The sequence below is a fragment of the Neisseria sp. P0021.S006 genome (genome assembly GCF_051956895.1).
In genome coordinates this window covers 1-19,953 of sequence record NZ_JBQCWZ010000030.1, presented here as the reverse complement: position 1 = coordinate 19,953, position 19,953 = coordinate 1, and the positions used below count along the sequence as shown (strand labels likewise).

Sequence of the window (19,953 nt, the reverse complement as noted above, 5' to 3'; positions counted from 1 at the left end):
TTCAGACGGCCTCAACCCCCATGCTAGGAACACATCATGATAGGTTTGTTAATCATTACACATGAAACCATAGGTGAAGCCTATCGCGGTTTGGCCGACCATTTCTTTCCCAACGGCTTCCCCGAAAATCTCCACATCCTCGGCGTACAGCCCGACGAGGATCAAAACGACATCATCAACAACGCCATCGCCGCATTGCAGGAATTTCCCAACAACCGCGGCGTGCTGATCATGACCGACATCTTCGGCGCAACCCCATGCAACGCCGCACGCCGGCTGGTGCGCGAAAACAAATCCGCCATCCTGACCGGCCTCAACGCCCCGATGATGATTAAAGCCATCCAATACTCATCACAAGCCGAAAACCTCTCCGACTTCACTGAAACCGTCAAAGAAGCCGCCATCCGGGGCATTTTCGCCATTACATCCGCACCTGAAGACCTGGTGTGCAAAGAACACGGCTAAGGCCGTCTGAAAACATTCACTTTACGAACATTACATTTAGGGGACATCCATGCTCAAACAAGAAATCGAAATCATCAACAAACTCGGCCTGCACGCGCGCGCTTCCAGCAAATTCACCCAAACCGCCTCCCAATTCCAAAGCGAAGTCTGGGTCACCAAAAACGGCAATCGCGTCAACGGCAAAAGCATCATGGGCCTGATGATGCTGGCCGCCGCCAAAGGCACCGTGATTGAGCTGGAAACAGAAGGCGCAGACGAAGCCGCCGCCATGCAGGCGTTGACCGACCTCATCAACGACTACTTCGGCGAGGGCGAATAATGAGCATCGTCCTACACGGTGTAGCCGCGGGCAAAGGCATTGCCATCGGCCACGCCCACCTCATCACGCGCGGCACAACGGAAGTCCCCCAATACGACATTGATCTCGACAAACTCGATGCCGAAGTCGCCCGTTTCGACAACGCCATCAAAGCCACGCGCAAAGAACTGGAACAGCTGCGCGGCGCGATTCCCGAAAATGCTCCGACCGAATTGGGCGCGTTCATCTCCCTGCACCTGATGCTGCTGACCGACGTCACCCTCTCACGCGAACCCATCGACATTTTGTGCGAGCAGAAAATCAACGCCGAATGGGCATTGAAACTGCAAAGCGACAAGCTTGCCGCCCAGTTCGATAGCATTGACGACGACTACCTGCGCGAACGCAAACAGGACATGCTCCAAGTCGTCCGCCGCATCCACAACAACCTTGTCGGCCAAAGCAACGAAATCAACCTCGCCGGCAACCTGCTTGACGACACCGTCCTCATCGCGCACGACCTCTCGCCTGCCGATACCGTACTATTCAAAGAGCAGCACATTACCGCCTTCGTAACCGATGCCGGCGGCCCGACCAGCCACACCGCCATCTTAGGCCGCAGCCTCGACATCCCGTCCGTCATCGGCCTGCACAACGCCCGCAAACTCATTACCGAAAACGAAATCGTCATCGTCGACGGCATCAACGGCGTCCTCATCATCGATCCCGACGAAGTCGTCCTCAACGAATACCGCCGCCTCGCCCGCGAATACCGCAGCCACAAGCGCGAACTCAACAAAATCAAAAAAACCGCCGCCACCACGGCCGACGGCATCAACATCGAACTTTTAGCCAACATCGAATCCGCAGAAGACATCAAAGCCCTACACAACTTCGGCGCAGACGGCGTCGGCCTGTTCCGCAGCGAATTTCTTTATCTCAACCGCGACAACATGCCGACCGAAGACGAACAATACGAAGTCTATGCCGGCATCGTCAAAAAACTCAAAGGCAAAAACATCACCATCCGCACCGTCGATTTGGGCGTCGATAAAAATCCGCGCTGGTTCGGCCAAAACAGCACACCCAACGGCAGCCTCAACCCCGCACTCGGCCTGACCGGCATCCGCCTGTGCCTTGCAGAGCCGGTCATGTTCCGCACCCAAATGCGTGCCATCCTCCGTGCCGCCACCCACGGCCCCGTGCGCATGATGTGGCCGATGATTACGTCTATTTCCGAAGTGCGCCAATGCCTTATCCATCTGGACACGGCCCAACGCCAACTGACCGAACGCGGCGAAACCTTCGGCCCGGTCAGCATCGGCTGCATGATCGAAATCCCGTCCGCCGCCATGACCGTCGGCAGCATCCTCAAGCTCGTCGACTTCGTTTCCATCGGCACCAACGACCTGATTCAATACCTCCTGTCGGTCGACCGCGGCGACGACAGCGTCAGCCACCTCTACCAACCCGGCCACCCTGCCGTCCTCAAAACGCTGCAACACATCATCCGCACCGCAAACCGCATGGAAAAAGGCGTGTCCATCTGCGGCGAAATGGCCGGCGATACCGTCTTCACCCGACTGTTGCTCGGCATGGGCCTGCGCCGCTTCTCCATGAACCCCAACAACCTGCTTTCGGTTAAAAACATCATCCTGCACAGCAACACCGGCCATCTCGAAAACGATGCCGCCAAAATCCTGCGCTGCGAAGACCCGGAAAAAGCCGAAAAACTGATTAAAATCCTTAACCAAAGCGAACAGGCGGAATCACAGGCCGTCTGAATCTCTAAAAAGGGCGTGTTTCGATACACGCCCTTTTATTCGTCCCCATTTTGGGTTTACGCCCAACTCTCCCTCAAGCCCTCTTCTTCCCTATTTCGCCATTTCAAAAACCAACCTTTTTCACTTTTCCCAAACACTGCTTACAGGCCGTCTGAAAAATATAGGGCGCAAGTGAAATAAAACTTTTATGCCGACACCAAAGGCCGTCTGAACCCTGATTGCAAGGTTTCAGACGGCCTTGTTTTCAACCGAATACCTTTTATTTTTTTGCAATAAAAAACCCTTTACCGATCCATTCCAGCTACTGCCCACTATGGCTTTAGGTACCCCATATCATTCCTTTTTACTAGGTCTTCAGTACACCAAAGCCCTATATAAACACTATCCCTTCGTTTTAATGATGAAACTTTTTATTTCGAAATATGTCTATCCCTACATTCACTTGAAAAAAGATTCAATACCTTATAAATTTATAAAAAGATAGTAATTATCATCATATTTTAAAGGAATGATTCATGAGATTTACGCAACTTTCTGCTTTGATTGCCGCCGCAGCTTTATCAGTCGGCTCCGTATCCGCTTTTGCCAAACCCGTTCAGCTGACCGATACCGTTGGCCGTAAGGTAACTGTCGACCTGCCTGCCAAACGTGTGGTGTTGGGCTTCTATTACCAAGACTACATGGCCATCGGCGGTAAAACCGCGCTGGACAACGTCGTTGGTTTTTCCAAAGCAGTTTGGGCCGACTGGGCGCCGCCGAGCTGGGCGGCATTCAGCAAAGCCGTGCCTAAACTGAATCAGCTGACCGACGTGGGCGAAGTGGAAGTCGGCACTTTCTCGATTGAGAAAGTATTGGCGCTGAAACCCGATTTGCTGGTTTTGGCCGAATGGCAATACAAGGCTTTGGGTTCCGATCTCGACCGCATCAACAAGGCCGGCATCCCCATCGTCGTGTTGGACTACAACGCGCAAACGGTGGCCAAACACGTCCAATCGACCAAGCTTATCGGCACGCTGACCGGCCAGCAGCAAAAAGCCGACAAACTGGCGGCAGACTACAAACGCGTTGCCGACACCATCCAGGCGCGCGTGAAAAAAGCCAACCTGCCCAAGCCTAAAGTCTATGTCGAGTTCGGCAATAAAGGCCCTGCCGAACACAGCGTAACCTTCGGCAAGAGCATGTGGGGTTCGATGGCGACGCTGGTCGGCGGCAACAATATCGCCGCTTCTTCGGTCGAATTCTACGGCCCGATCAATCCTGAAAAAGTCCTCGCCGCCAAACCCGACGTGATCGTGATTACCGGCCGCGAAACCGAATTGAAGAAAAACCCTGCCGCCATGGTGATGGGCTGGGGCATTCCGAAAGCCGAAGCGGAAAAACGCTTGGCAGGCTTTGCCAAACGCGCCGGCTGGGCGAACCTGCCTGCGATTAAAAACAACCGCCTCTACGCCGCCTACCATGCCAACTCGCGCACGCTGTCCGACAGCGCGTCGATTCAGTTTATGGCCAAAGCGATTTATCCGCAGTTGTTTAAAGATTTCAACCCTGAGAAAACCTATCTGGACTTCTACCGCCAAAACCTGCCCGTCGTTCCGAGCGGCACGTTCTACCTCTATCCGAAAGGACAATAAGGTAGTTTAGATTTTCAGACGGCCTTTTAAATCGGAAGGCCGTCTGAAATTTTTGCGGAAGAAAAAGGCAAACCCGTTCTCCCCTTTATCAACATTCTTTTTTAAAGGTTTGAAACATGAATGATTCGGTTGTCGCCGAGATTGTGAAAAACCAGCGCAAGTTGGAAGGCAAGCGTTGGTTGATTGTGTTGATGTTTTTAATCATCGCGGCGGTCAGTTTTTTATTCGACATCGCCACCGGCCCGGCGATGACGGACACGCTTCCTGTCGGCGAAGTGGTCAATGTTTTGCTGGGCAAACCCGAAGTTGATGAAATGAACCGCCTGATTGTGATGGATTTGCGCCTGCCGATTGCGGTAATGGCGCTGGTGGTCGGTGCGGCTTTGGGTGTCGGCGGGGCGGAGATTCAAACGCTCTTGAACAACCCGATGGCCAGCCCTTATACGCTGGGCTTGGCGGCGGCGGCAGGTTTGGGCGCGTCGGTGGTGATTGCGTTCGGCGGTTTCGGGCTGCCTGAAACGGTCGCCGTCCCCATCGGCGCGTTTGTGATGACCATGCTGGCTTCGGGCATCTTGTTCCTGTTTGCCTCGGCGCGCCGCTTCAATTCGGCGATGCTGGTGCTGGTGGGGATTGCGCTTTTGTTTCTGTTTCAGTCGATTTTGTCGCTGATTCAGTTTATCGCCGCGCCTGAGATTTCGCAGCAGATTCTGTTCTGGCTGTTCGGCAGTTTGACCAAGGCAACTTGGGAGACGGTCATCGTTACGGCGGCGGTTACGGCGGTATGCGTGTTTCTGCTTTCGCGCGATGTGTGGAAGCTGACCGCGCTGCGTTTGGGTGAAGAACGCGCCGTCGGGCTGGGCATCAATCTGCAATTTTTGCGCCTGAAAACGCTGGTGTTGGTGGCGGTGATGACGGCGACGGCAATCAGTTTTGTCGGCGTGATCGGCTTTATCGGCTTGGTTGCCCCGCATGTGGCGCGGATTCTTTTGGGCGAAGACCAACGTTTCTTCCTACCCGGCGCGATGCTGGCAGGGGCGGCGTTTTTATCGGTGGCAAGCGTGTTGTCCAAGGTGATTATCCCCGGCGCGCTGTTTCCGGTGGGGATTGTTACGTCGTTTGTCGGCGTGCCGTTCTTCTTCTGGATTGTATTAACGAAACGATAGGCCGTCTGAAATGTTGAAACTTGAAAACGTACACATCCGGCGCGGCGATTATGTGGTCGCCGACAGTATCGATTTGACGCTGGAACAAGGCAAAGTCTATTCCGTGCTCGGCCCGAACGGCACGGGCAAATCCTCGCTGATGAAAACGATTTTCGGCGAAGTGGCGCACAAAGGCACCATCCGCTACGGTGACGAAGCGTTGAGCAAAATCCACCTGCAAAGCTGGCGCAAACGCATAGGCTATATGCCGCAGGACACCGCCGCCGAAGCCTCGCTGACCGCGTTGGAAGTCGTGTTGCTCGGCCGCATGGACGCGCTGCACATGCACGTCGGCGACGAACTGCTGCACGAAGCCGCAAGTATCATGGCGGAGCTGGGCATCGGCCACTTGGCGCACCGCGACGTCATGCGGCTTTCCGGCGGACAGCGGCAGCTCGTGATGTTTGCCCAAGTCATGCTGCGCCGCCCTGAAATCCTGATGCTGGACGAACCGGTCAGCGCGCTGGATATGCACCACCAGTTGAACCTCTTGGAACGCGTGGTGCAATACACGCACGAACACAATCTGGTTACGCTGATGGTCTTGCATGATTTGAGCCTCGCCGCGCAGTTTTCAGACGGCGTGATTCTGCTCGGCGAAGGCAAAGTACAGGCGCAGGGCGCACCGCAGGACGTGTTGCAGGCGGACATGATAGGCAGACTGTATAAAGTGGACATCGAACTTTTGTACGACAGCAAAGGCCTGCCCGTTATCCGCCCGATGCGGCAATCCTAGCTGAGAAATCTGCCACCAAGAAACCAGCCCCGCAACCATTTTATACTCTTCACAAAAAGGACTCCCCCATGAAAAAATCCCTCTTCCTCCTGATGCTGACCGCGTCCCTTAGCGCACACGCCGCCAACCACGAAATCAAAATGCTCGACAACGGCAAAGACGGCAGTATGGTGTTCGAACCCGGCTACGTCAACGCCAAAGTCGGCGACACCGTAACCTTCAAAGCCACCAACAGCGGCCACTGGGTACAAAGCAAAGCCCTGCCCGAGGGCGTTGCCGACTTCCTCTCTGAAGACGGTAAAGACTTCACCCTCAAACTCGACAAAGAAGGCGTATACGTCTATACCTGCCCGCCGCACCGCATGATGAACATGAGCGGCGTGATTCAGGTCGGCAAACCGGTGAACAAAGCCAAAGCGCAAGCCGTTGTCGATGAAATGGAAAACCGCGCCATGCAAAGCAAAGGCCGTCTGAAAAAATATATGGCGCAAGTGAAGTAAAAGCGTTTATGCCTGCATTAAAGGCCGTCTGAAACCTTTCAGACGGCCTGTTTCCTTTGCGTAAAACCCGCATCAAAGCTATATCTTCCGTTTCAGTTTCCGATAAAATAGGCCTATTCCGACACAAGATCCGTAAGCATGATACGCCGCCTTTACGCCACGCTGTGGCACCTCGCCCCCTTCCTGATCCGCCGCCACCTGCGCCGCCGCGCCCTCAAATCCCCAGCCTATCTCGAGCATTGGGACGAGCGTTTCGGGCAGGCGTATCCCAATCCCGTACAACGCCCGATTTGGATACACGCCGTATCCGTCGGCGAAACGCGTGCGGCCGAACCTTTGGTGCAGGCATTACGCCGCCATTTTCCCGACTCGCCGTTTCTGATTACCCAAATGACGCCGACTGGCCGCGCCACCGCGCAATCCCTGTTCCCCGATGCGCAATGCCGTTACCTGCCCTACGACAAATCCGAATGGGTCGCCCGATTTTTAGCCGAACACCGCCCCATCTGCGGCATTTTGATGGAAACCGAAATCTGGCCCAACCTGATGCACGGCTGCAAAAAAGCAGGTATTCCCCTCTTTCTGGCCAACGCGCGCCTCTCCGAAAAATCCCAACGCGGCTATCTTAAAATCCGCAAGTTGGTCGAGCCTGCCATGCAGACCCTCTCCGGCTGCTTTGCCCAAACCGCCGCCGATGCCGAACGCCTGCACCTCATCGGCGCATCCAACGTCCACGTCTGCGGCAACACCAAATACGACATCGCGCCCCCCAACGACTCGCGCCCGCTTGCCGCCGCCTTTAAAGAACGCATCGGCGCACGAGCCGTCGTCGTCTGCGCCAGCACGCGCGTGTATAAAGGCACAGACGAAGCCGAGCTGCTCCTCAAAGCATGGCAGGGCTACCGCGGCAATGCCTTGCTGGTCATCGTCCCGCGCCACCCTGAAAACTTTCAGACGGCCTACGATATCGCCAAATCGCTTGGTTATACCGTGCAAAAACGCAGCGACGGACAACCCGTTTCCCCCAACACACAGGTTTGGATAGGCGACAGCATGGGCGAACTTGCCGCCTACTATCTCAGCGCAGACATTGCCTTCGTCGGCGGCAGCCTCGTCGATGCCGGCTGCCAAAACATCATCGAACCCATCGCCTGCCGCGTCCCCACCCTCTTCGGCTACTCCAACTACAACTTCGCCCAAGCCTGCAAAGGCGCAGTCGAAGCCAAAGCCGCCGTCCGCGTCGAAACCGCCGAAGCCTGGTACAGAACCACGCGCCAATATCTCGACGATGAAACGCTGCGCCAACAGCTGATCAGCCACACCGAGCAATTCATTTCGCAACACCAAGGCGCCAGTGCCAAAATTGCCAAAGCGATTGCCGATTGTTTGAACCAGCGTTAAGAGACAAAAAGGCCGTCTGAAACCAAAGTTTTCAGACGGCCTTTTCTCAACCTACAAACTTAACATCCTGCTTTCAACACGCGGCGTGCAAACACGAACATACCGAAAACAAAAAACGCCAAGCCCAGCCATTTGGCGGCCGTATCCCAGTTTTCCAGATTCAGGGCCAAAGGTGCATCCGAACCGCCGTTGGTTACGGAGAAGGCGATGATAAACGCCATAATCACACCGATCAGGCTCTCGCCGACAATCAAACCGGCGGAGAACAGCGTACCGATACGTTCCGCATTTTTCAGACGGCCTTCACGGTTTTCCTGACGGCGGGCGATGACGGATTTCAACACCGCCGCCAATACCGCGCCGATCACAATCGGCATATTCACAGACGGCGGCAGGTAAATGCCCATGCCCACGGCCAATACCGGCAAGGCGCGCTTGCCGCCGGAGGATTTGCGCAATGTGAAATCGACCGCAATCAACGCCACGCCAATGGCCACGCCGGTGAAAATATAATCCCATTGCAGATTGTGCGAGAAAATACCTTGGGCGATGGTGGTCATCAAAGTTGCCTGAGGCGCGGCAAGGGCTTGTGCCGCATCCATGCCTTCACGCGGCATCGCGCCGGTAAAGCCGTAGGCTTCATACAAAAGCTCCAACACAGGTGAAATCACCAATGCACCGACAACGCAACCGACAATCAACGCAACCTGCTGTTTCCAAGGCGTTGCCTTTACCAGATAACCCGTTTTTAAATCCTGCAGGTTGTCATTGGAAATCGAAGCCACACAAATCACAGACGCGCCGCAAAACAGCGTCAACGCCAGCAGGAATTTGCGGTTTGCCTCGTCCGTCATCAAGCCGCCGGATTCGCCAACCAGCAGCAACACCAGCGAAATGATAACGATAGAGACGATGCCCACACCCGAAATCGGGCTGGAAGACGAACCGACCAAACCGGCCATATAACCGCAAGCCGCGGCCACCAAAAAGCCGATAATCGAAGCCAGCAGCGTACACACGACCACCAACAGCCAAGCCAAACCGCCGGAAATATGCGAGTCGCCGATAAAGTGGAAGAAAGACACGCCCAACACCAGCATCATCGCCAACACCCAGGCAATCATCGCCTTAGGCGACAAATCCTGTTCCGTACGCTCAGTCATCTGCACGCCGCCGAAATTGCGGAAAGACAGGCGCATACCCTCGACCATCGGTTTCATCAAAGTCAACAGCGTCCAAATAGCGGCAATACCGATCGTACCCGCGCCGATAAAACGGACTTTTTCCTTCCACAAAGACATTGCAAAAGGAATCATCTCCATATCGGCAGGTTGCGGAATATGCGCCGACAGATAAGGCACGGCCACACCCCAGGCAATCGAAATACCCAGCAAAATCGCGATACCGCCGGTCAGGCCGACCAAATAGCCCGCGCCCAGCAAAGCCAAAGAAAAGCCCATCGGCACTTGGAACACCGACGCGCCGCCTTTAAACCAAAAGCTCGCGCTGTCCGCCACCACGCGCAAACCGCTTGCGCAGAAGCTCATCAAACCGGCCAGAGCGCCGCCCGACACCAATTCCTTGATACCGCTGCCGCCTTCCTGTTGGTCCGCATCATGGTCGCCAACCTTCAAAATCTCAGCCGCCGCCACGCCTTCCGGATAAGGCAAATCGCTCTTCACCACCATCGCATAACGCAAAGGCACAGTGAAAATCACGCCCAAAATACCACCGGACATACACAGCAGCGTAGTCTGCCAAAACGGAAAGCCCGCCCAATAACCGGCCATCAGCAAACCCGGCAAGATAAAAATAATACTGGAGAGCGTACCCGCGGCTGAAGCCTGAGTCTGCACCATATTATTTTCCAGAATATTGCTGCCTTTAAAAAACTTCAAAACCGCCATCGAAATTACCGCAGCCGGAATCGAAGACGCAAAAGTCAAGCCCACCTTCAAGCCCAAATACACATTGGATGCCGTAAAAATCACCGTAATCAACGCGCCGAGTATCATCCCCCGCAGCGTCAGTTCACGGAAACTCGCATAAGGATCAACCGCCTGTTTCATAAAAATCTTCCTGTATCAGGTAAACAATCAAATCAAAACTTTTCAGACGGCCTTTTGATACATCCATCAGGCCGTCTGAAAAGCCTCTCTCTTACCATTTTAATGAACTATCCGACTACACGCAAAAGCCCTATTTATTTTCATTTGACGCCAAACAATAAAATCATATCGATACAGACGTTTGGGGCAGTTTGACGGTTTCAGGTAAAATAACGCCAAATTCATCAACCGTTCAGAAAGCCGCCGCCATGTATTCACTCGTCCGCCCCATACTGTTCCGTTTCGATGCAGAAAAGGCCCATCATTTCACGCTCAACAGTTTGCGTTCTATCGAAAAACTCGGCCTGCTGCCCAAGGTGGACAGCCACACCCGGCCAACCGAGCTGATGGGTTTGCAGCTGCCCAATCCGGTCGGCTTGGCGGCAGGTTTAGACAAAAACGGCGAGTGTATCGATGCGTTTGCCGCTTTAGGTTTCGGCTTTGTCGAAATCGGCACGGTAACGCCCAAGCCGCAGCCGGGCAATCCGCAGCCGCGCCTTTTCCGTGTTCCCGAACACCAAGGCATCATCAACCGCATGGGTTTCAACAACCACGGCATCGACGCGATGATCCGCAACATTGAAAACAGCCGCTTTAAAGGCATTTTGGGCATCAACATCGGTAAAAATGCCGTTACGCCGATTGAAAACGCGGCCGACGATTATCTGATTTGCTTGGAAAAAGCCTACGCCCATGCGAGCTACATCACGGTCAATATTTCCTCCCCCAATACAAAAAACCTGCGTGCCTTGCAGGGCGGCGACGAGTTGAGCGCATTGTTGGAAGCCTTGAAAAACAAACAGGCGCAACTGGCGGCTGCGCATGGCAAATATGTGCCACTGGCGGTTAAAATCGCGCCGGATTTGGACGAAGCACAAATCGACGACATCGCCCATGTGGTCAAATCCGTGGAAATGGACGGCATCATCGCCACCAACACGACCATCGACAAATCCAGCTTGGGCAGCCATCCGCTCGCAGGCGAACAAGGCGGCTTGAGCGGCTTGCCCGTACGCGAGAAAAGCAATCAAGTGTTGAAACTTTTGGCGGAACGCATTGACGGCAAGCTGCCGATTATCGGCGTCGGCGGCATCATGAACGGCACGGACGCGGCAGAAAAAATCCGCTTGGGCGCCAGTGCGGTTCAAGTGTACAGCGGTTTGATTTATCGCGGCCCTGAGTTGATTAAAGAGTGTTTGGCTGCGTTGAAATAATACTTTTCCAAAAATAAGGCCGTCTGAAATCTTTCAGACGGCCTTTTGATATGCTTTCATTCTTCAAACAGATTGCCTTGTGCCAATAAGGTTTTGACCGGTGCGAAATTGCGGCGGTGTTCCGGCAAGACGCCGTATTGTTTCAACGCGGCCAAATGTTGCGCCGTACCGTAGCCTTTGTGGCGGTCAAACCCGTATTGCGGATAGCGTTTCGCCAATTCATACATTTCCGCATCACGCGCGGTTTTGGCCAAAACCGAAGCGGCGGAGATTTCAATAATTTTGCTGTCGCCTTTGACCACGGCTTCGGCAGGAACATTCAAATCTTTCGGCACGCGGTTGCCGTCTATCCACACTTTGTCGGGAGTGACCGACAGCCCCTCGACTGCGCGCTTCATCGCGGCCATGGTTGCGTGCAGGATGTTCAGTTGCAGGATTTCGTCAGGATCGGCAAAGGCAATGCTCCACGCAACCGCCTGTTCCTTAATCATCTGCGCCAACATATCGCGCTTTTTTTCGCTCAGTTTTTTTGAGTCGGTCAAACCCGGCAAGTCAAAATGTTCCGGCAAAATCACTGCCGCCGCAAATACGCTGCCGACCAAAGGGCCGCGTCCCGCTTCGTCCACGCCTGCGCTTAAAACCGTCGCCATTTCTTCACCACCTGTCTGATTCAAAGCCGCCATTATATCCGCTTGCGGCAGATAAAATCCGCAATAGGACAAGCCGTTGGGGAGCAGTTAAAATTTCATCTGCTTTACCAATCAGTTATAATTTACATCCCCACATACTGATACGTCTTACAACATGCCTGCCCAATCCGAACGCCTCCATTTTTCCGAACGCTGGCTCAACGCCTACGAACGCTACCGCTATCGCCGCCATATCCACGCCTTCCGCCTCGGCTTGGCAATCGTGTTCTCCACCCTGTTGGCGAAAGTCTTCCACCTGCAACACGGCGAGTGGATCGGCATGACCGTCTTTGTCGTCCTCGGCATGCTGCAATTCCAAGGCGCGATTTACTCCAAAGCGGTCGAACGCATGCTCGGCACGGCCATCGGTTTGGGTGTTGGGTTGACCGTTTTATGGTTGAACCAACATTATTTGCAAGACGACGTTTTCTTCTATCTGATTATCGGTGCCGCCAGCGCAGTGGCCGGTTGGTCTGCGGTCGGCAAAAACGGCTATGTCGCCATGCTTGCCGGTTTGACCATGTGCATGCTCATCGGCGACAGCAGCCACCACTGGCTCGACAGCGGCCTGATGCGCGCCATGAACGTTTTGATTGGTGCCGCCATCGCCATTGCCGCCGCCAAACTCCTGCCCCTGCGCTCCACCCTGATGTGGCGCTTCATGCTTGCCGACAACCTCACCGACTGCGCCAAAATGATTGCCGAAATCAGCAACGGCAAGCGCATGACGCGCGAGCGCTTGGAGCAAAACATGATTAAAATGCGCAAAATCAACGCCCGCATGGTCAAAAGCCGCAGCCATCTGGCCGCAACATCCGGCGAAAGCCACATCAGCAACAATATGATGGAAGCCATGCAACATGCCCACCGCAAAATCGTCACCACCACCGAGCTGCTCCTGACCACCGCCGCCAAACTGCGCGCGCCCACGCTCAACGAAAGCGAAATCCGCCTGCTCGACCGCCATTTCAACCAACTCCAACGCGAACTGCGCCTGACCGTACGTCTCATCAAAGGCCACTACGCCCGCCGCATCCGCATCGATACTTCGCTCAATACCGAACTAAGCAAACCGGCCGCCCGCCTGCATTACGACTGGCAAGGCTTCCTCTGGCTCAGTACCAATATGCGTAACGAAATCGCCGCATTGGTGATCCTGTTGCAACGTTCGCGCAATAAATGGTTGGACAAAAAAGAATTGCAACGCCTGAAAGAATACCTGCGTAACGATACCGATCCGGAGTAACAATAGGCCGTCTGAAAAACGCAAACCCAAAATAAAAGACAAAAACGAATTAGCCGCCGATAACATCGGCCAATAAAAAAGGCCGTCTGAAACCCAATGGTTCAGACGGCCTTTCAATCAATCCAAGCAACAATAAATACCGCATAAAGCAAAATCCCCTGCGATTGCAGGGGATTTTTATATTTGGTTGCGGGAGCAGGATTCGAACCTACGACCTTCGGGTTATGAGCCCGACGAGCTACCATGCTGCTCCATCCCGCGTCAGAAGTTGTAACTATACGGAAAGACGGAATCGCTGTCAAGCGTTTTTGACAGAAAATGCGAAAAACGCCGCTTTACAAAAAACCGTCCGCATGGTTTAATTTTTCGTTAATAAAGAAACAGGGGTGCTGCTTTCAAACCGAGCGGCTGAGAAATACCCTTTACACCCGAACAGGATAATACCTGCGTGGGGAGTTTCGGCAAATGTGTTTTTAGACGGTTGATTGAAGATATCCACAAGGCCGTCTGAAAAAAAGCAATGCTCCTGTTTCCATTTCATAACCGAAAAACAGGAGCAATTTTTTATGACTACCGCTAAAAAAACCGGCGATGAGGCGCGCCGTCTTTCCGACTTGAGCGAAGACATCGGCATCCGCTTCCAATATCCCAATTCCAACCGCGTCTATATCCCGGGCAGCCGCGCCGACATCCGCGTGCCTTTACGCGAAATCCGTCAAGACGACACCTACACAGCACAAGGTACGGAAACCAATCCACCGATTCCGGTGTACGACACCAGCGGCGCATACGGCGATCCGGCGGCACACATCGACTTGAAACAAGGTTTGCCGCACGTCCGCACTGCATGGCTGGACGAACGCGGCGATACCGAAATCCTGCCCAAGCTTTCCAGCGAATACGGCACTGAACGCGCGCACGATCCGAAAACCGCCCATCTGCGTTTCAACCAAATTACCCACCCGCGCCGCGCCAAAGCAGGCCGCAACGTAACCCAGCTTCACTACGCCCGCCAAGGCATCATTACGCCGGAAATGGAGTTTGTCGCCATACGCGAACGCATGAAGCTGGACGAGCTTTTCAGACGGCCTGAATACGCCAAGCTCTTGAAACAACACGCAGGGCAAAGTTTCGGCGCGAATATCCCGACCCATCCCGACCAAATCACGCCCGAATTCGTGTGTCAAGAAATCGCCGCCGGACGCGCGATCATCCCTGCCAACATCAACCATCCCGAACTCGAACCGATGATTATCGGCCGCAACTTCCGCGTCAAAATCAACGGCAACTTGGGCAACTCCGCCGTAACCTCCAGCCTGACCGAAGAAGTCGAAAAAATGGTGTGGTCGCTGCGTTGGGGCGCGGACACGATTATGGATTTGTCTACCGGCGCACATATCCACGAAACACGCGAATGGATTATCCGCAACGCGCCCGTCCCCATCGGTACTGTGCCTATTTACCAAGCTTTGGAAAAAACCGGCGGCATCGCCGAAGACCTGACTTGGGATTTGGTGCGCGACACCTTAATCGAGCAGGCAGAACAAGGCGTGGACTATTTCACCCTGCACGCAGGCGTATTGCTACGCTATGTGCCAATGACGGCCGATCGCCTCACAGGCATCGTATCGCGCGGCGGCTCTATCATGGCGAAATGGTGCCTCGCCCATCATCAGGAAAACTTCCTCTACACACATTTCGACGAAATCTGCGAAATCATGAAAGCCTACGACGTATCATTCAGCCTCGGCGACGGTCTGCGCCCCGGCTGCATTGCCGATGCCAACGACGAATCCCAATTCGCCGAGCTGCACACTTTGGGCGAATTGACTGCCAAAGCGTGGAAACACGACGTACAAGTCATGATCGAAGGCCCGGGCCATGTACCGTTGCAACGCGTGAAAGAAAACATGACCGAAGAGTTGCAACACTGCTTTGAAGCGCCTTTCTACACACTCGGCCCGCTCGTTACCGACATCGCCCCCGGCTACGACCACATCACCTCGGGCATAGGCGCGACCAATATCGGCTGGTACGGCACAGCCATGCTCTGCTACGTTACCCCGAAAGAGCATCTCGGCCTGCCCGACAAAGAAGACGTGCGCACCGGCATCATCACCTACAAGCTCGCCGCCCATGCCGCCGACCTCGCCAAAGGCTGGCCGGGCGCACAGTTGCGCGACAACGCCTTAAGCAAAGCGCGTTTCGAGTTCCGCTGGCGCGACCAATTCCGCCTCAGCCTCGACCCCGAACGCGCCGAGAGCTTCCACGACGAAACCCTGCCTGCCGAAGGCGCGAAAATCGCCCACTTCTGCTCAATGTGCGGTCCCAAATTCTGCTCGATGAAAATCACGCAGGAAGTGCGCGACTACGCCGACAAGCAAAAAGCCCAACGGCAGGGCATGGAAGAAAAAGCGATTGAGTTCGTCAAAAAAGGAGCGAAGCTTTACAGTTAAAACGTAAAGCAAGAAAAGGCCGTCTGAAAATGTTTCAGACGGCCTTTTTAGTGAATAGCCTTTAAGCCAAAGCAATACGCACTACGGCCGCTTATTTTTCCACCCTGCGGAAATGGTGCGGACGGAAGCCGAGCGCGACGAGGGAAACGAAGTAGAGGCCGCCGCCCAAGGCAATCAGGACGCAGAGTTGGCCTGCTTTTTTAAAGCCGCCGACGTGTACCCATTCAAACGGCAGATAATATTGCGCCAGCCACAAACCGCCGCCCATGACGACCAAAGAGATGACCATTTTAACCAAAAACGCTGCCCAACATTTACCGGGGCGGTAGATGCCGTGTTTGCGCAAAAGGAAAAACAGCAAACCTGCATTCAGACACGCGCCCAAACCGATAGCAAGGGACAGACCGACGTGTTTGAGCGGCGAAATGAAAGCGAGGTTCATCAACTGTGTGCAAATCAGCGTGAAAATAGCGACCTTAACGGGGGTTTTGATGTTTTGGCGCGCGTAGAAGCCGGGTGCCAATACTTTAATCATAATCAGCCCGATCAAGCCAAAGGAATAAGCAATGAGCGCGTGTTGGGTCATTTGCGCGTCGTGCAGCGTAAATTCACGGTACATGAACAAGGTCGTAACCAACGGGAAAGACAACACGGCAAGGCCGACGGCGGCAGGTAGGGTCAGCAGCATGCACAGGCGCAAACCCCAGTCGAGCAGACCGGAAAATTGCTCGGTATCCTGACTGGCAGCGTGTTTGGACAAGGTAGGCAATAAGATTGTACCGAGTGCCACGCCCAAAACACCGGTTGGCAATTCCATCAGTCGGTCGGCGTAATACATCCATGACACGCTGCCGGACTGCAAAAACGAGGCAAAAATGGTGTTGATAACCAAGGAAATCTGCGCCACGCTCACGCCCAAAATAGCCGGCGCCATCTGTTTCATTACGCGGTTGACCGCTGCGTCTTTAAAGCTGAGTTTGGGCATTTTCAAGAAACCCAGTTTCGCCAACCAAGGCAGTTGGAACACCAGCTGCAACACGCCGCCGACAAATACCGCCCACGCCAAAGCCATAACAGGCGGATCAAAATACGGCACGAAGAACAGGGAAAAGACGATAAAGGAGATGTTCAAAAAAGTCGGCGTAAAGGCGGGAATGCCGAATTTATGATAGGAATTGAGTATTGAGCCGACAAAAGACGACAAAGAAATCAAAAAAATATAAGGAAACGTCACCCGCAGCAAGTCGATGGAGAGCTGAAACTTATCGGCTTCTTTGGCAAAACCGGGCGCAGAAACATAAATCACCCACGGCGCGGCAAGTATGCCCAGCGCAGTAACGATGACCAGCACAAACGACAGCATGCCGGCCACATGACGCACAAACGCCTGCGTGGCTTCGGGCGAGCGGGTTTCTTTGTATTCCGCCAAAATCGGTACGAAGGCTTGGGCAAATGCGCCCTCTGCAAACACTCGCCGCAGCAGGTTGGGCAGTTTAAACGCGACAAAAAACGCATCCGTCGCCATGCCTGCACCAAACGCACGGGCGATAATCGTATCGCGCACAAAGCCTAAAATGCGCGACACCATCGTCAGGCTGCCAACCTTGGCCAATGCTCCCAATAAATTCATGTATTTTCCTTACTTGTCTTTCAGGCCGTCTGAAAATCCGGCTTCTTCCAATACTGCCGCCGCAGCCAATGCCGCCGTATCTTTTTTCAACAGCAGATGCAAGGCGTGAAAATCCTGTTCCAACGCGGCCACGGCTTCAGGGCGGTCATACCAGTCTGCCACGGCCTGTGCCAGTTTTTCAGGGACGGCATCGTGTTGCAGCAGCTCGGGAACGGCGGCTTTACCCAACAGAATATTGGGCAAACCGACATGCGGCACTTTGATTTTGTTTTTCACATACGCATAAGTTAGCGGCGAAATTTTGTAGCTGATAACCATAGGCCGCTTGCACAAGGCCACTTCCAAAGTCGCCGTACCACTGGTGACCAATACCACGTCGGCAGCGGCGCAAACCGTATCCGACTGCTTGTCGGTCAGCGTGATGGGAAGGGCTGCGAACTCAGGCTGCGCCAAAATTTCACTAATGCGTTTGCGCGTTGCGGCCGTCGCCACAGGCAGCAAAAACTGTGCCTTCGGATAACGTTTCAGCAGCAATAAGGCCGTCTGAAAAAACACCGCCGCCATGTAATCGATTTCGCTCACGCGGCTGCCGGGCAAGATGGCAAACACGGGCACGTCCGCAGGCACGCCCAGCTTCTGCCGTGCCGCCGCCCTATCCGCTTCCACCGGCATGGTTTGCGCCATCGGATGGCCGACAAACTCGGCCTTGCCTCCGGCATCGATATAAAGCTGCGGCTCCATCGGAAACAGGCACAACACGCGGTTGACCTGATGCACGATTTTATTGACCCGTTCGCGCCGCCACGCCCAAACCGACGGGCTGACATAATGAATGGTATGAATGCCTGCCTGCTTAAGTTTTTCCGCCACGCCGAGATTGAAGTCCGGCGCATCGATGCCGATAAACACATCCGGCTTGAGGCGGATTAAATCGCTCACCAGCCCTTTGCGGATTTTCAAAATCTGCGGCAGGCGTTTGATGACCTCAACAAAACCGCGCACCGCCAGCTTTTCCTGATCGTACAAACTCTCAAAACCCTCCGCCTTCATGCGCTCGCCGCCGATGCCGGTAAACCGCGCATTCGGACAACGCGCCTTAATGGCACGGATTAAATGTGCACCGAGCAAGTCGCCGGAGGCTTCGCCGACGCTGATGGCGATAAGGGGGGAGGAATTGGAATTCATGTGTTGAGGTTTAAAAGCTAAAAGATTTTGGGGCAGACATTTGCCCGCCTGTTTTCAGACGGCATCGGCAGCAAACAGACAGGAAACCTGCCCCTGCACGGATTTTTGCAATCCAAAGGCCGTCTGAAAAAGTTTCAGACGGCCTTCAATCCATCCATCAACGGATAATGCCGCGTGTGGATTGTGCAAAAAAGTCTTTAAATACCGCCAATTCGCTTTGGGTTTCTGCGCGTTTCAGAATCTCTGCCTTGGCTTCTTCAAACGGAATGCCGCGATGGTAAATGGTTTTATACGCATCTTTGACGGAGGCAATCTGTTCGGCGGTGAAACCGTTGCGGCGCATACCTTCGCTGTTGAGGCCGGCCGGTTCGGCGCGGTAGCCTGCAGCCATGAAGTACGGCGGTACGTCTTTGTGTACGCCGGCGGCAAACGCGGTCATGGCGTAGTCACCGATTTGGCAGAATTGGAACACCAGCGTGTAGCCACCCAAGACGACGTAGTCGCCGATGGTAACGTGACCTGCGAGTGAGGCGTTGTTGGCGAAGATGGTATGGTTGCCGACCACGCAGTCATGGGCGAGGTGGCAGTAGGCCATAATCCAGTTGTCGTCGCCGATACGGGTTTCGCCGATGCCGGTGACCGTGCCGAGGTTGAACGTCGTAAATTCGCGGATGGTGTTGCCGTTGCCGATAATCAGCTTGGTCGGCTCGTCGCGGTATTTTTTGTCCTGCGGAATCTCGCCGAGGCTGGCAAATTGGAAAATGCGGTTGTTCTCACCGATGGTCGTATGGCCGTTGATGACGACGTGCGGACCGATTTCGGTATTCGCACCGATTTGCACATTGGGGCCGATGATGCTGTATGGGCCGACTTTAACGCTGGAGTCGAGTTCGGCTTTAGGGTCGATGACGGCGGTCGGATGGATAAGGGTCATACTGTCTCCTTGCTGTCTGATACAGGTTGCCGTCTGAACGTTTAGACGGCCTGTCCCATTTTTACACCACGCGTTTGGCGCACATAATCACGGCTTCAACGGCAACTTGGCCGTCGACTTTGGCAACGGCGTTGAATTTGCCGATACCGCGTTTGTTGGTCAACAGCTCGACTTCAAAAACCAGTTGGTCGCCGGGGATGACTTGGCGTTTGAAACGGGCGTCGTCGATACCGGCGAAGAAGAAGAATTCGTTTTCTTTGCGGCCTCCTTCGCTGAGGATGGCGAGTGTGCCGCACGCTTGCGCCATGGCTTCGATGATCAGCACGCCGGGCATCACGGGCAGGTCAGGAAAGTGGCCTTGGAACTGCGGCTCGTTCATGGTGACGTTTTTAATCGCAGTCAGGGTTTTCATCGGTTCGAACGCAGTAATGCGGTCGAGTTGCAAAAACGGATAACGGTGTGGGATAAGTTTTT

18 protein-coding genes, 1 tRNA gene and 1 riboswitch are annotated in these 19,953 nt (G+C 54.3%); of the genes, 12 read left to right on the top strand and 7 right to left on the bottom strand.

Going from position 1 to position 19,953, the window contains the following annotated elements; translation table 11 throughout:
• Window positions 1-36 precede the first annotated feature (36 nt).
• The 8 genes from ACTHUM_RS07775 (at window position 37) to waaA (ending at window position 8,017) form a co-directional block, all read left to right on the top strand.
• Window positions 37-465 carry a PTS sugar transporter subunit IIA gene (locus ACTHUM_RS07775; protein WP_049335776.1) on the top strand — a complete coding sequence of 143 codons (429 nt, stop codon included), beginning with the start codon at window positions 37-39 and terminating at the stop codon, window positions 463-465.
• Window positions 466-514: 49 nt separating this feature from the next.
• Complete coding sequence (locus ACTHUM_RS07770; protein ID WP_003683718.1) at window positions 515-784, top strand: HPr family phosphocarrier protein; 270 nt, start codon at window positions 515-517, stop codon at window positions 782-784.
• On the top strand, window positions 784-2,547 hold the full coding sequence (ptsP, locus tag ACTHUM_RS07765) for a phosphoenolpyruvate--protein phosphotransferase (protein WP_049335774.1): 1,764 nt from the start codon (window positions 784-786) through the stop codon (window positions 2,545-2,547). Before ACTHUM_RS07770 ends, ptsP begins: the two co-directional genes overlap by 1 nt.
• A gap of 515 nt (window positions 2,548-3,062) precedes the next feature.
• Complete coding sequence (locus ACTHUM_RS07760) at window positions 3,063-4,178, top strand: ABC transporter substrate-binding protein (RefSeq protein ID WP_440361259.1); 1,116 nt, start codon at window positions 3,063-3,065, stop codon at window positions 4,176-4,178.
• A 116-nt stretch (window positions 4,179-4,294) separates the two neighbouring features.
• On the top strand, window positions 4,295-5,341 hold the full coding sequence (locus ACTHUM_RS07755) for a FecCD family ABC transporter permease (protein WP_293190685.1): 1,047 nt from the start codon (window positions 4,295-4,297) through the stop codon (window positions 5,339-5,341).
• Window positions 5,342-5,351: 10 nt separating this feature from the next.
• On the top strand, window positions 5,352-6,116 hold the full coding sequence (locus ACTHUM_RS07750; protein WP_315116836.1) for an ABC transporter ATP-binding protein: 765 nt from the start codon (window positions 5,352-5,354) through the stop codon (window positions 6,114-6,116).
• A 68-nt stretch (window positions 6,117-6,184) separates the two neighbouring features.
• Window positions 6,185-6,616, top strand: coding sequence for a plastocyanin/azurin family copper-binding protein (locus ACTHUM_RS07745; protein WP_440361258.1), 432 nt, complete (start codon window positions 6,185-6,187; stop codon window positions 6,614-6,616).
• 138 nt (window positions 6,617-6,754) lie between these two features.
• Window positions 6,755-8,017: a lipid IV(A) 3-deoxy-D-manno-octulosonic acid transferase gene (gene waaA, locus ACTHUM_RS07740; RefSeq protein WP_440361257.1), complete on the top strand. Its 1,263-nt coding sequence runs from the start codon at window positions 6,755-6,757 to the stop codon at window positions 8,015-8,017.
• Window positions 8,018-8,076: 59 nt separating this feature from the next.
• On the opposite strand, the gene ACTHUM_RS07735 is transcribed toward waaA, so the two are convergent.
• On the bottom strand, window positions 8,077-10,086 hold the full coding sequence (locus tag ACTHUM_RS07735) for an OPT family oligopeptide transporter (protein ID WP_440361256.1): 2,010 nt from the start codon (window positions 10,084-10,086) through the stop codon (window positions 8,077-8,079).
• A gap of 248 nt (window positions 10,087-10,334) precedes the next feature.
• Between ACTHUM_RS07735 and ACTHUM_RS07730 the strand changes: the two genes are divergently transcribed.
• Window positions 10,335-11,339 carry a quinone-dependent dihydroorotate dehydrogenase gene (locus ACTHUM_RS07730; RefSeq protein ID WP_070504155.1) on the top strand — a complete coding sequence of 335 codons (1,005 nt, stop codon included), beginning with the start codon at window positions 10,335-10,337 and terminating at the stop codon, window positions 11,337-11,339.
• Between the two features lie 56 nt (window positions 11,340-11,395).
• On the opposite strand, the gene rnhB is transcribed toward ACTHUM_RS07730, so the two are convergent.
• Window positions 11,396-11,989, bottom strand: coding sequence for a ribonuclease HII (gene rnhB / locus ACTHUM_RS07725; protein ID WP_039861927.1), 594 nt, complete (start codon window positions 11,987-11,989; stop codon window positions 11,396-11,398).
• Window positions 11,990-12,143: 154 nt separating this feature from the next.
• Here rnhB and ACTHUM_RS07720 point away from each other — a divergent pair, with 154 nt between their 5' ends.
• A complete protein-coding gene (locus tag ACTHUM_RS07720) occupies window positions 12,144-13,274 on the top strand; it encodes an FUSC family protein (protein WP_039861887.1) in 1,131 nt (376 codons plus the stop codon).
• 184 nt (window positions 13,275-13,458) lie between these two features.
• Here the strand turns inward: ACTHUM_RS07720 and ACTHUM_RS07715 are convergent.
• A tRNA-Met gene (locus ACTHUM_RS07715) sits at window positions 13,459-13,535 on the bottom strand.
• A 111-nt stretch (window positions 13,536-13,646) separates the two neighbouring features.
• A riboswitch (TPP riboswitch) is annotated at window positions 13,647-13,746 on the top strand.
• A 94-nt stretch (window positions 13,747-13,840) separates the two neighbouring features.
• On the opposite strand from ACTHUM_RS07715, the gene thiC reads away from it, so the two are divergent.
• A complete protein-coding gene (thiC, locus tag ACTHUM_RS07710) occupies window positions 13,841-15,730 on the top strand; it encodes a phosphomethylpyrimidine synthase ThiC (protein ID WP_049344950.1) in 1,890 nt (629 codons plus the stop codon).
• A 91-nt stretch (window positions 15,731-15,821) separates the two neighbouring features.
• Here the strand turns inward: thiC and murJ are convergent, their stop codons facing one another.
• Together murJ and lpxB are read right to left on the bottom strand one after the other, a co-directional pair.
• Entirely contained in the window at window positions 15,822-17,360 is a 1,539-nt protein-coding gene (gene murJ / locus ACTHUM_RS07705; protein WP_004519114.1) for a murein biosynthesis integral membrane protein MurJ, read from the bottom strand.
• Window positions 17,361-17,369: 9 nt separating this feature from the next.
• Window positions 17,370-18,545 (bottom strand): lipid-A-disaccharide synthase, encoded by a 1,176-nt coding sequence (lpxB, locus tag ACTHUM_RS07700; RefSeq protein WP_440361255.1) that lies wholly within the window; start codon window positions 18,543-18,545, stop codon window positions 17,370-17,372.
• 27 nt (window positions 18,546-18,572) lie between these two features.
• Between lpxB and ACTHUM_RS07695 the strand changes: the two genes are divergently transcribed.
• Window positions 18,573-18,713, top strand: a complete 141-nt coding sequence (locus tag ACTHUM_RS07695; protein WP_440361254.1) for a hypothetical protein — start codon at window positions 18,573-18,575, stop codon at window positions 18,711-18,713.
• Here the strand turns inward: ACTHUM_RS07695 and lpxA are convergent.
• The gene (gene lpxA, locus ACTHUM_RS07690; protein ID WP_070606394.1) at window positions 18,703-19,479 is read right to left on the bottom strand and encodes an acyl-ACP--UDP-N-acetylglucosamine O-acyltransferase; all 777 of its coding nucleotides are present in this window, start codon (window positions 19,477-19,479) and stop codon (window positions 18,703-18,705) included. The genes ACTHUM_RS07695 and lpxA overlap by 11 nt on opposite strands.
• A gap of 61 nt (window positions 19,480-19,540) precedes the next feature.
• Window positions 19,541-19,953 (bottom strand): 3-hydroxyacyl-ACP dehydratase FabZ (fabZ, locus tag ACTHUM_RS07685; RefSeq protein WP_440402812.1); only part of this gene is annotated, 413 nt, incomplete at its 5' end.

What these genes read in the sequence shown, in the direction of transcription:
- murJ (WP_004519114.1), bottom strand. Translation starts at nt 17,360, where the DNA reads ATGAATTTATTGGGAGCATTGGCCAAGGTTGGCAGCCTGACGATGGTG.
- ptsP (WP_049335774.1), top strand. Translation starts at nt 784, where the DNA reads ATGAGCATCGTCCTACACGGTGTAGCCGCGGGCAAAGGCATTGCCATC.
- ACTHUM_RS07720 (WP_039861887.1), top strand. Translation starts at nt 12,144, where the DNA reads ATGCCTGCCCAATCCGAACGCCTCCATTTTTCCGAACGCTGGCTCAAC.
- lpxB (WP_440361255.1), bottom strand. Translation starts at nt 18,545, where the DNA reads ATGAATTCCAATTCCTCCCCCCTTATCGCCATCAGCGTCGGCGAAGCC.
- ACTHUM_RS07755 (WP_293190685.1), top strand. Translation starts at nt 4,295, where the DNA reads ATGAATGATTCGGTTGTCGCCGAGATTGTGAAAAACCAGCGCAAGTTG.
- ACTHUM_RS07750 (WP_315116836.1), top strand. Translation starts at nt 5,352, where the DNA reads ATGTTGAAACTTGAAAACGTACACATCCGGCGCGGCGATTATGTGGTC.
- lpxA (WP_070606394.1), bottom strand. Translation starts at nt 19,479, where the DNA reads ATGACCCTTATCCATCCGACCGCCGTCATCGACCCTAAAGCCGAACTC.
- thiC (WP_049344950.1), top strand. Translation starts at nt 13,841, where the DNA reads ATGACTACCGCTAAAAAAACCGGCGATGAGGCGCGCCGTCTTTCCGAC.
- ACTHUM_RS07770 (WP_003683718.1), top strand. Translation starts at nt 515, where the DNA reads ATGCTCAAACAAGAAATCGAAATCATCAACAAACTCGGCCTGCACGCG.
- ACTHUM_RS07775 (WP_049335776.1), top strand. Translation starts at nt 37, where the DNA reads ATGATAGGTTTGTTAATCATTACACATGAAACCATAGGTGAAGCCTAT.
- ACTHUM_RS07735 (WP_440361256.1), bottom strand. Translation starts at nt 10,086, where the DNA reads ATGAAACAGGCGGTTGATCCTTATGCGAGTTTCCGTGAACTGACGCTG.
- ACTHUM_RS07760 (WP_440361259.1), top strand. Translation starts at nt 3,063, where the DNA reads ATGAGATTTACGCAACTTTCTGCTTTGATTGCCGCCGCAGCTTTATCA.
- ACTHUM_RS07730 (WP_070504155.1), top strand. Translation starts at nt 10,335, where the DNA reads ATGTATTCACTCGTCCGCCCCATACTGTTCCGTTTCGATGCAGAAAAG.
- waaA (WP_440361257.1), top strand. Translation starts at nt 6,755, where the DNA reads ATGATACGCCGCCTTTACGCCACGCTGTGGCACCTCGCCCCCTTCCTG.
- rnhB (WP_039861927.1), bottom strand. Translation starts at nt 11,989, where the DNA reads ATGGCGACGGTTTTAAGCGCAGGCGTGGACGAAGCGGGACGCGGCCCT.
- ACTHUM_RS07745 (WP_440361258.1), top strand. Translation starts at nt 6,185, where the DNA reads ATGAAAAAATCCCTCTTCCTCCTGATGCTGACCGCGTCCCTTAGCGCA.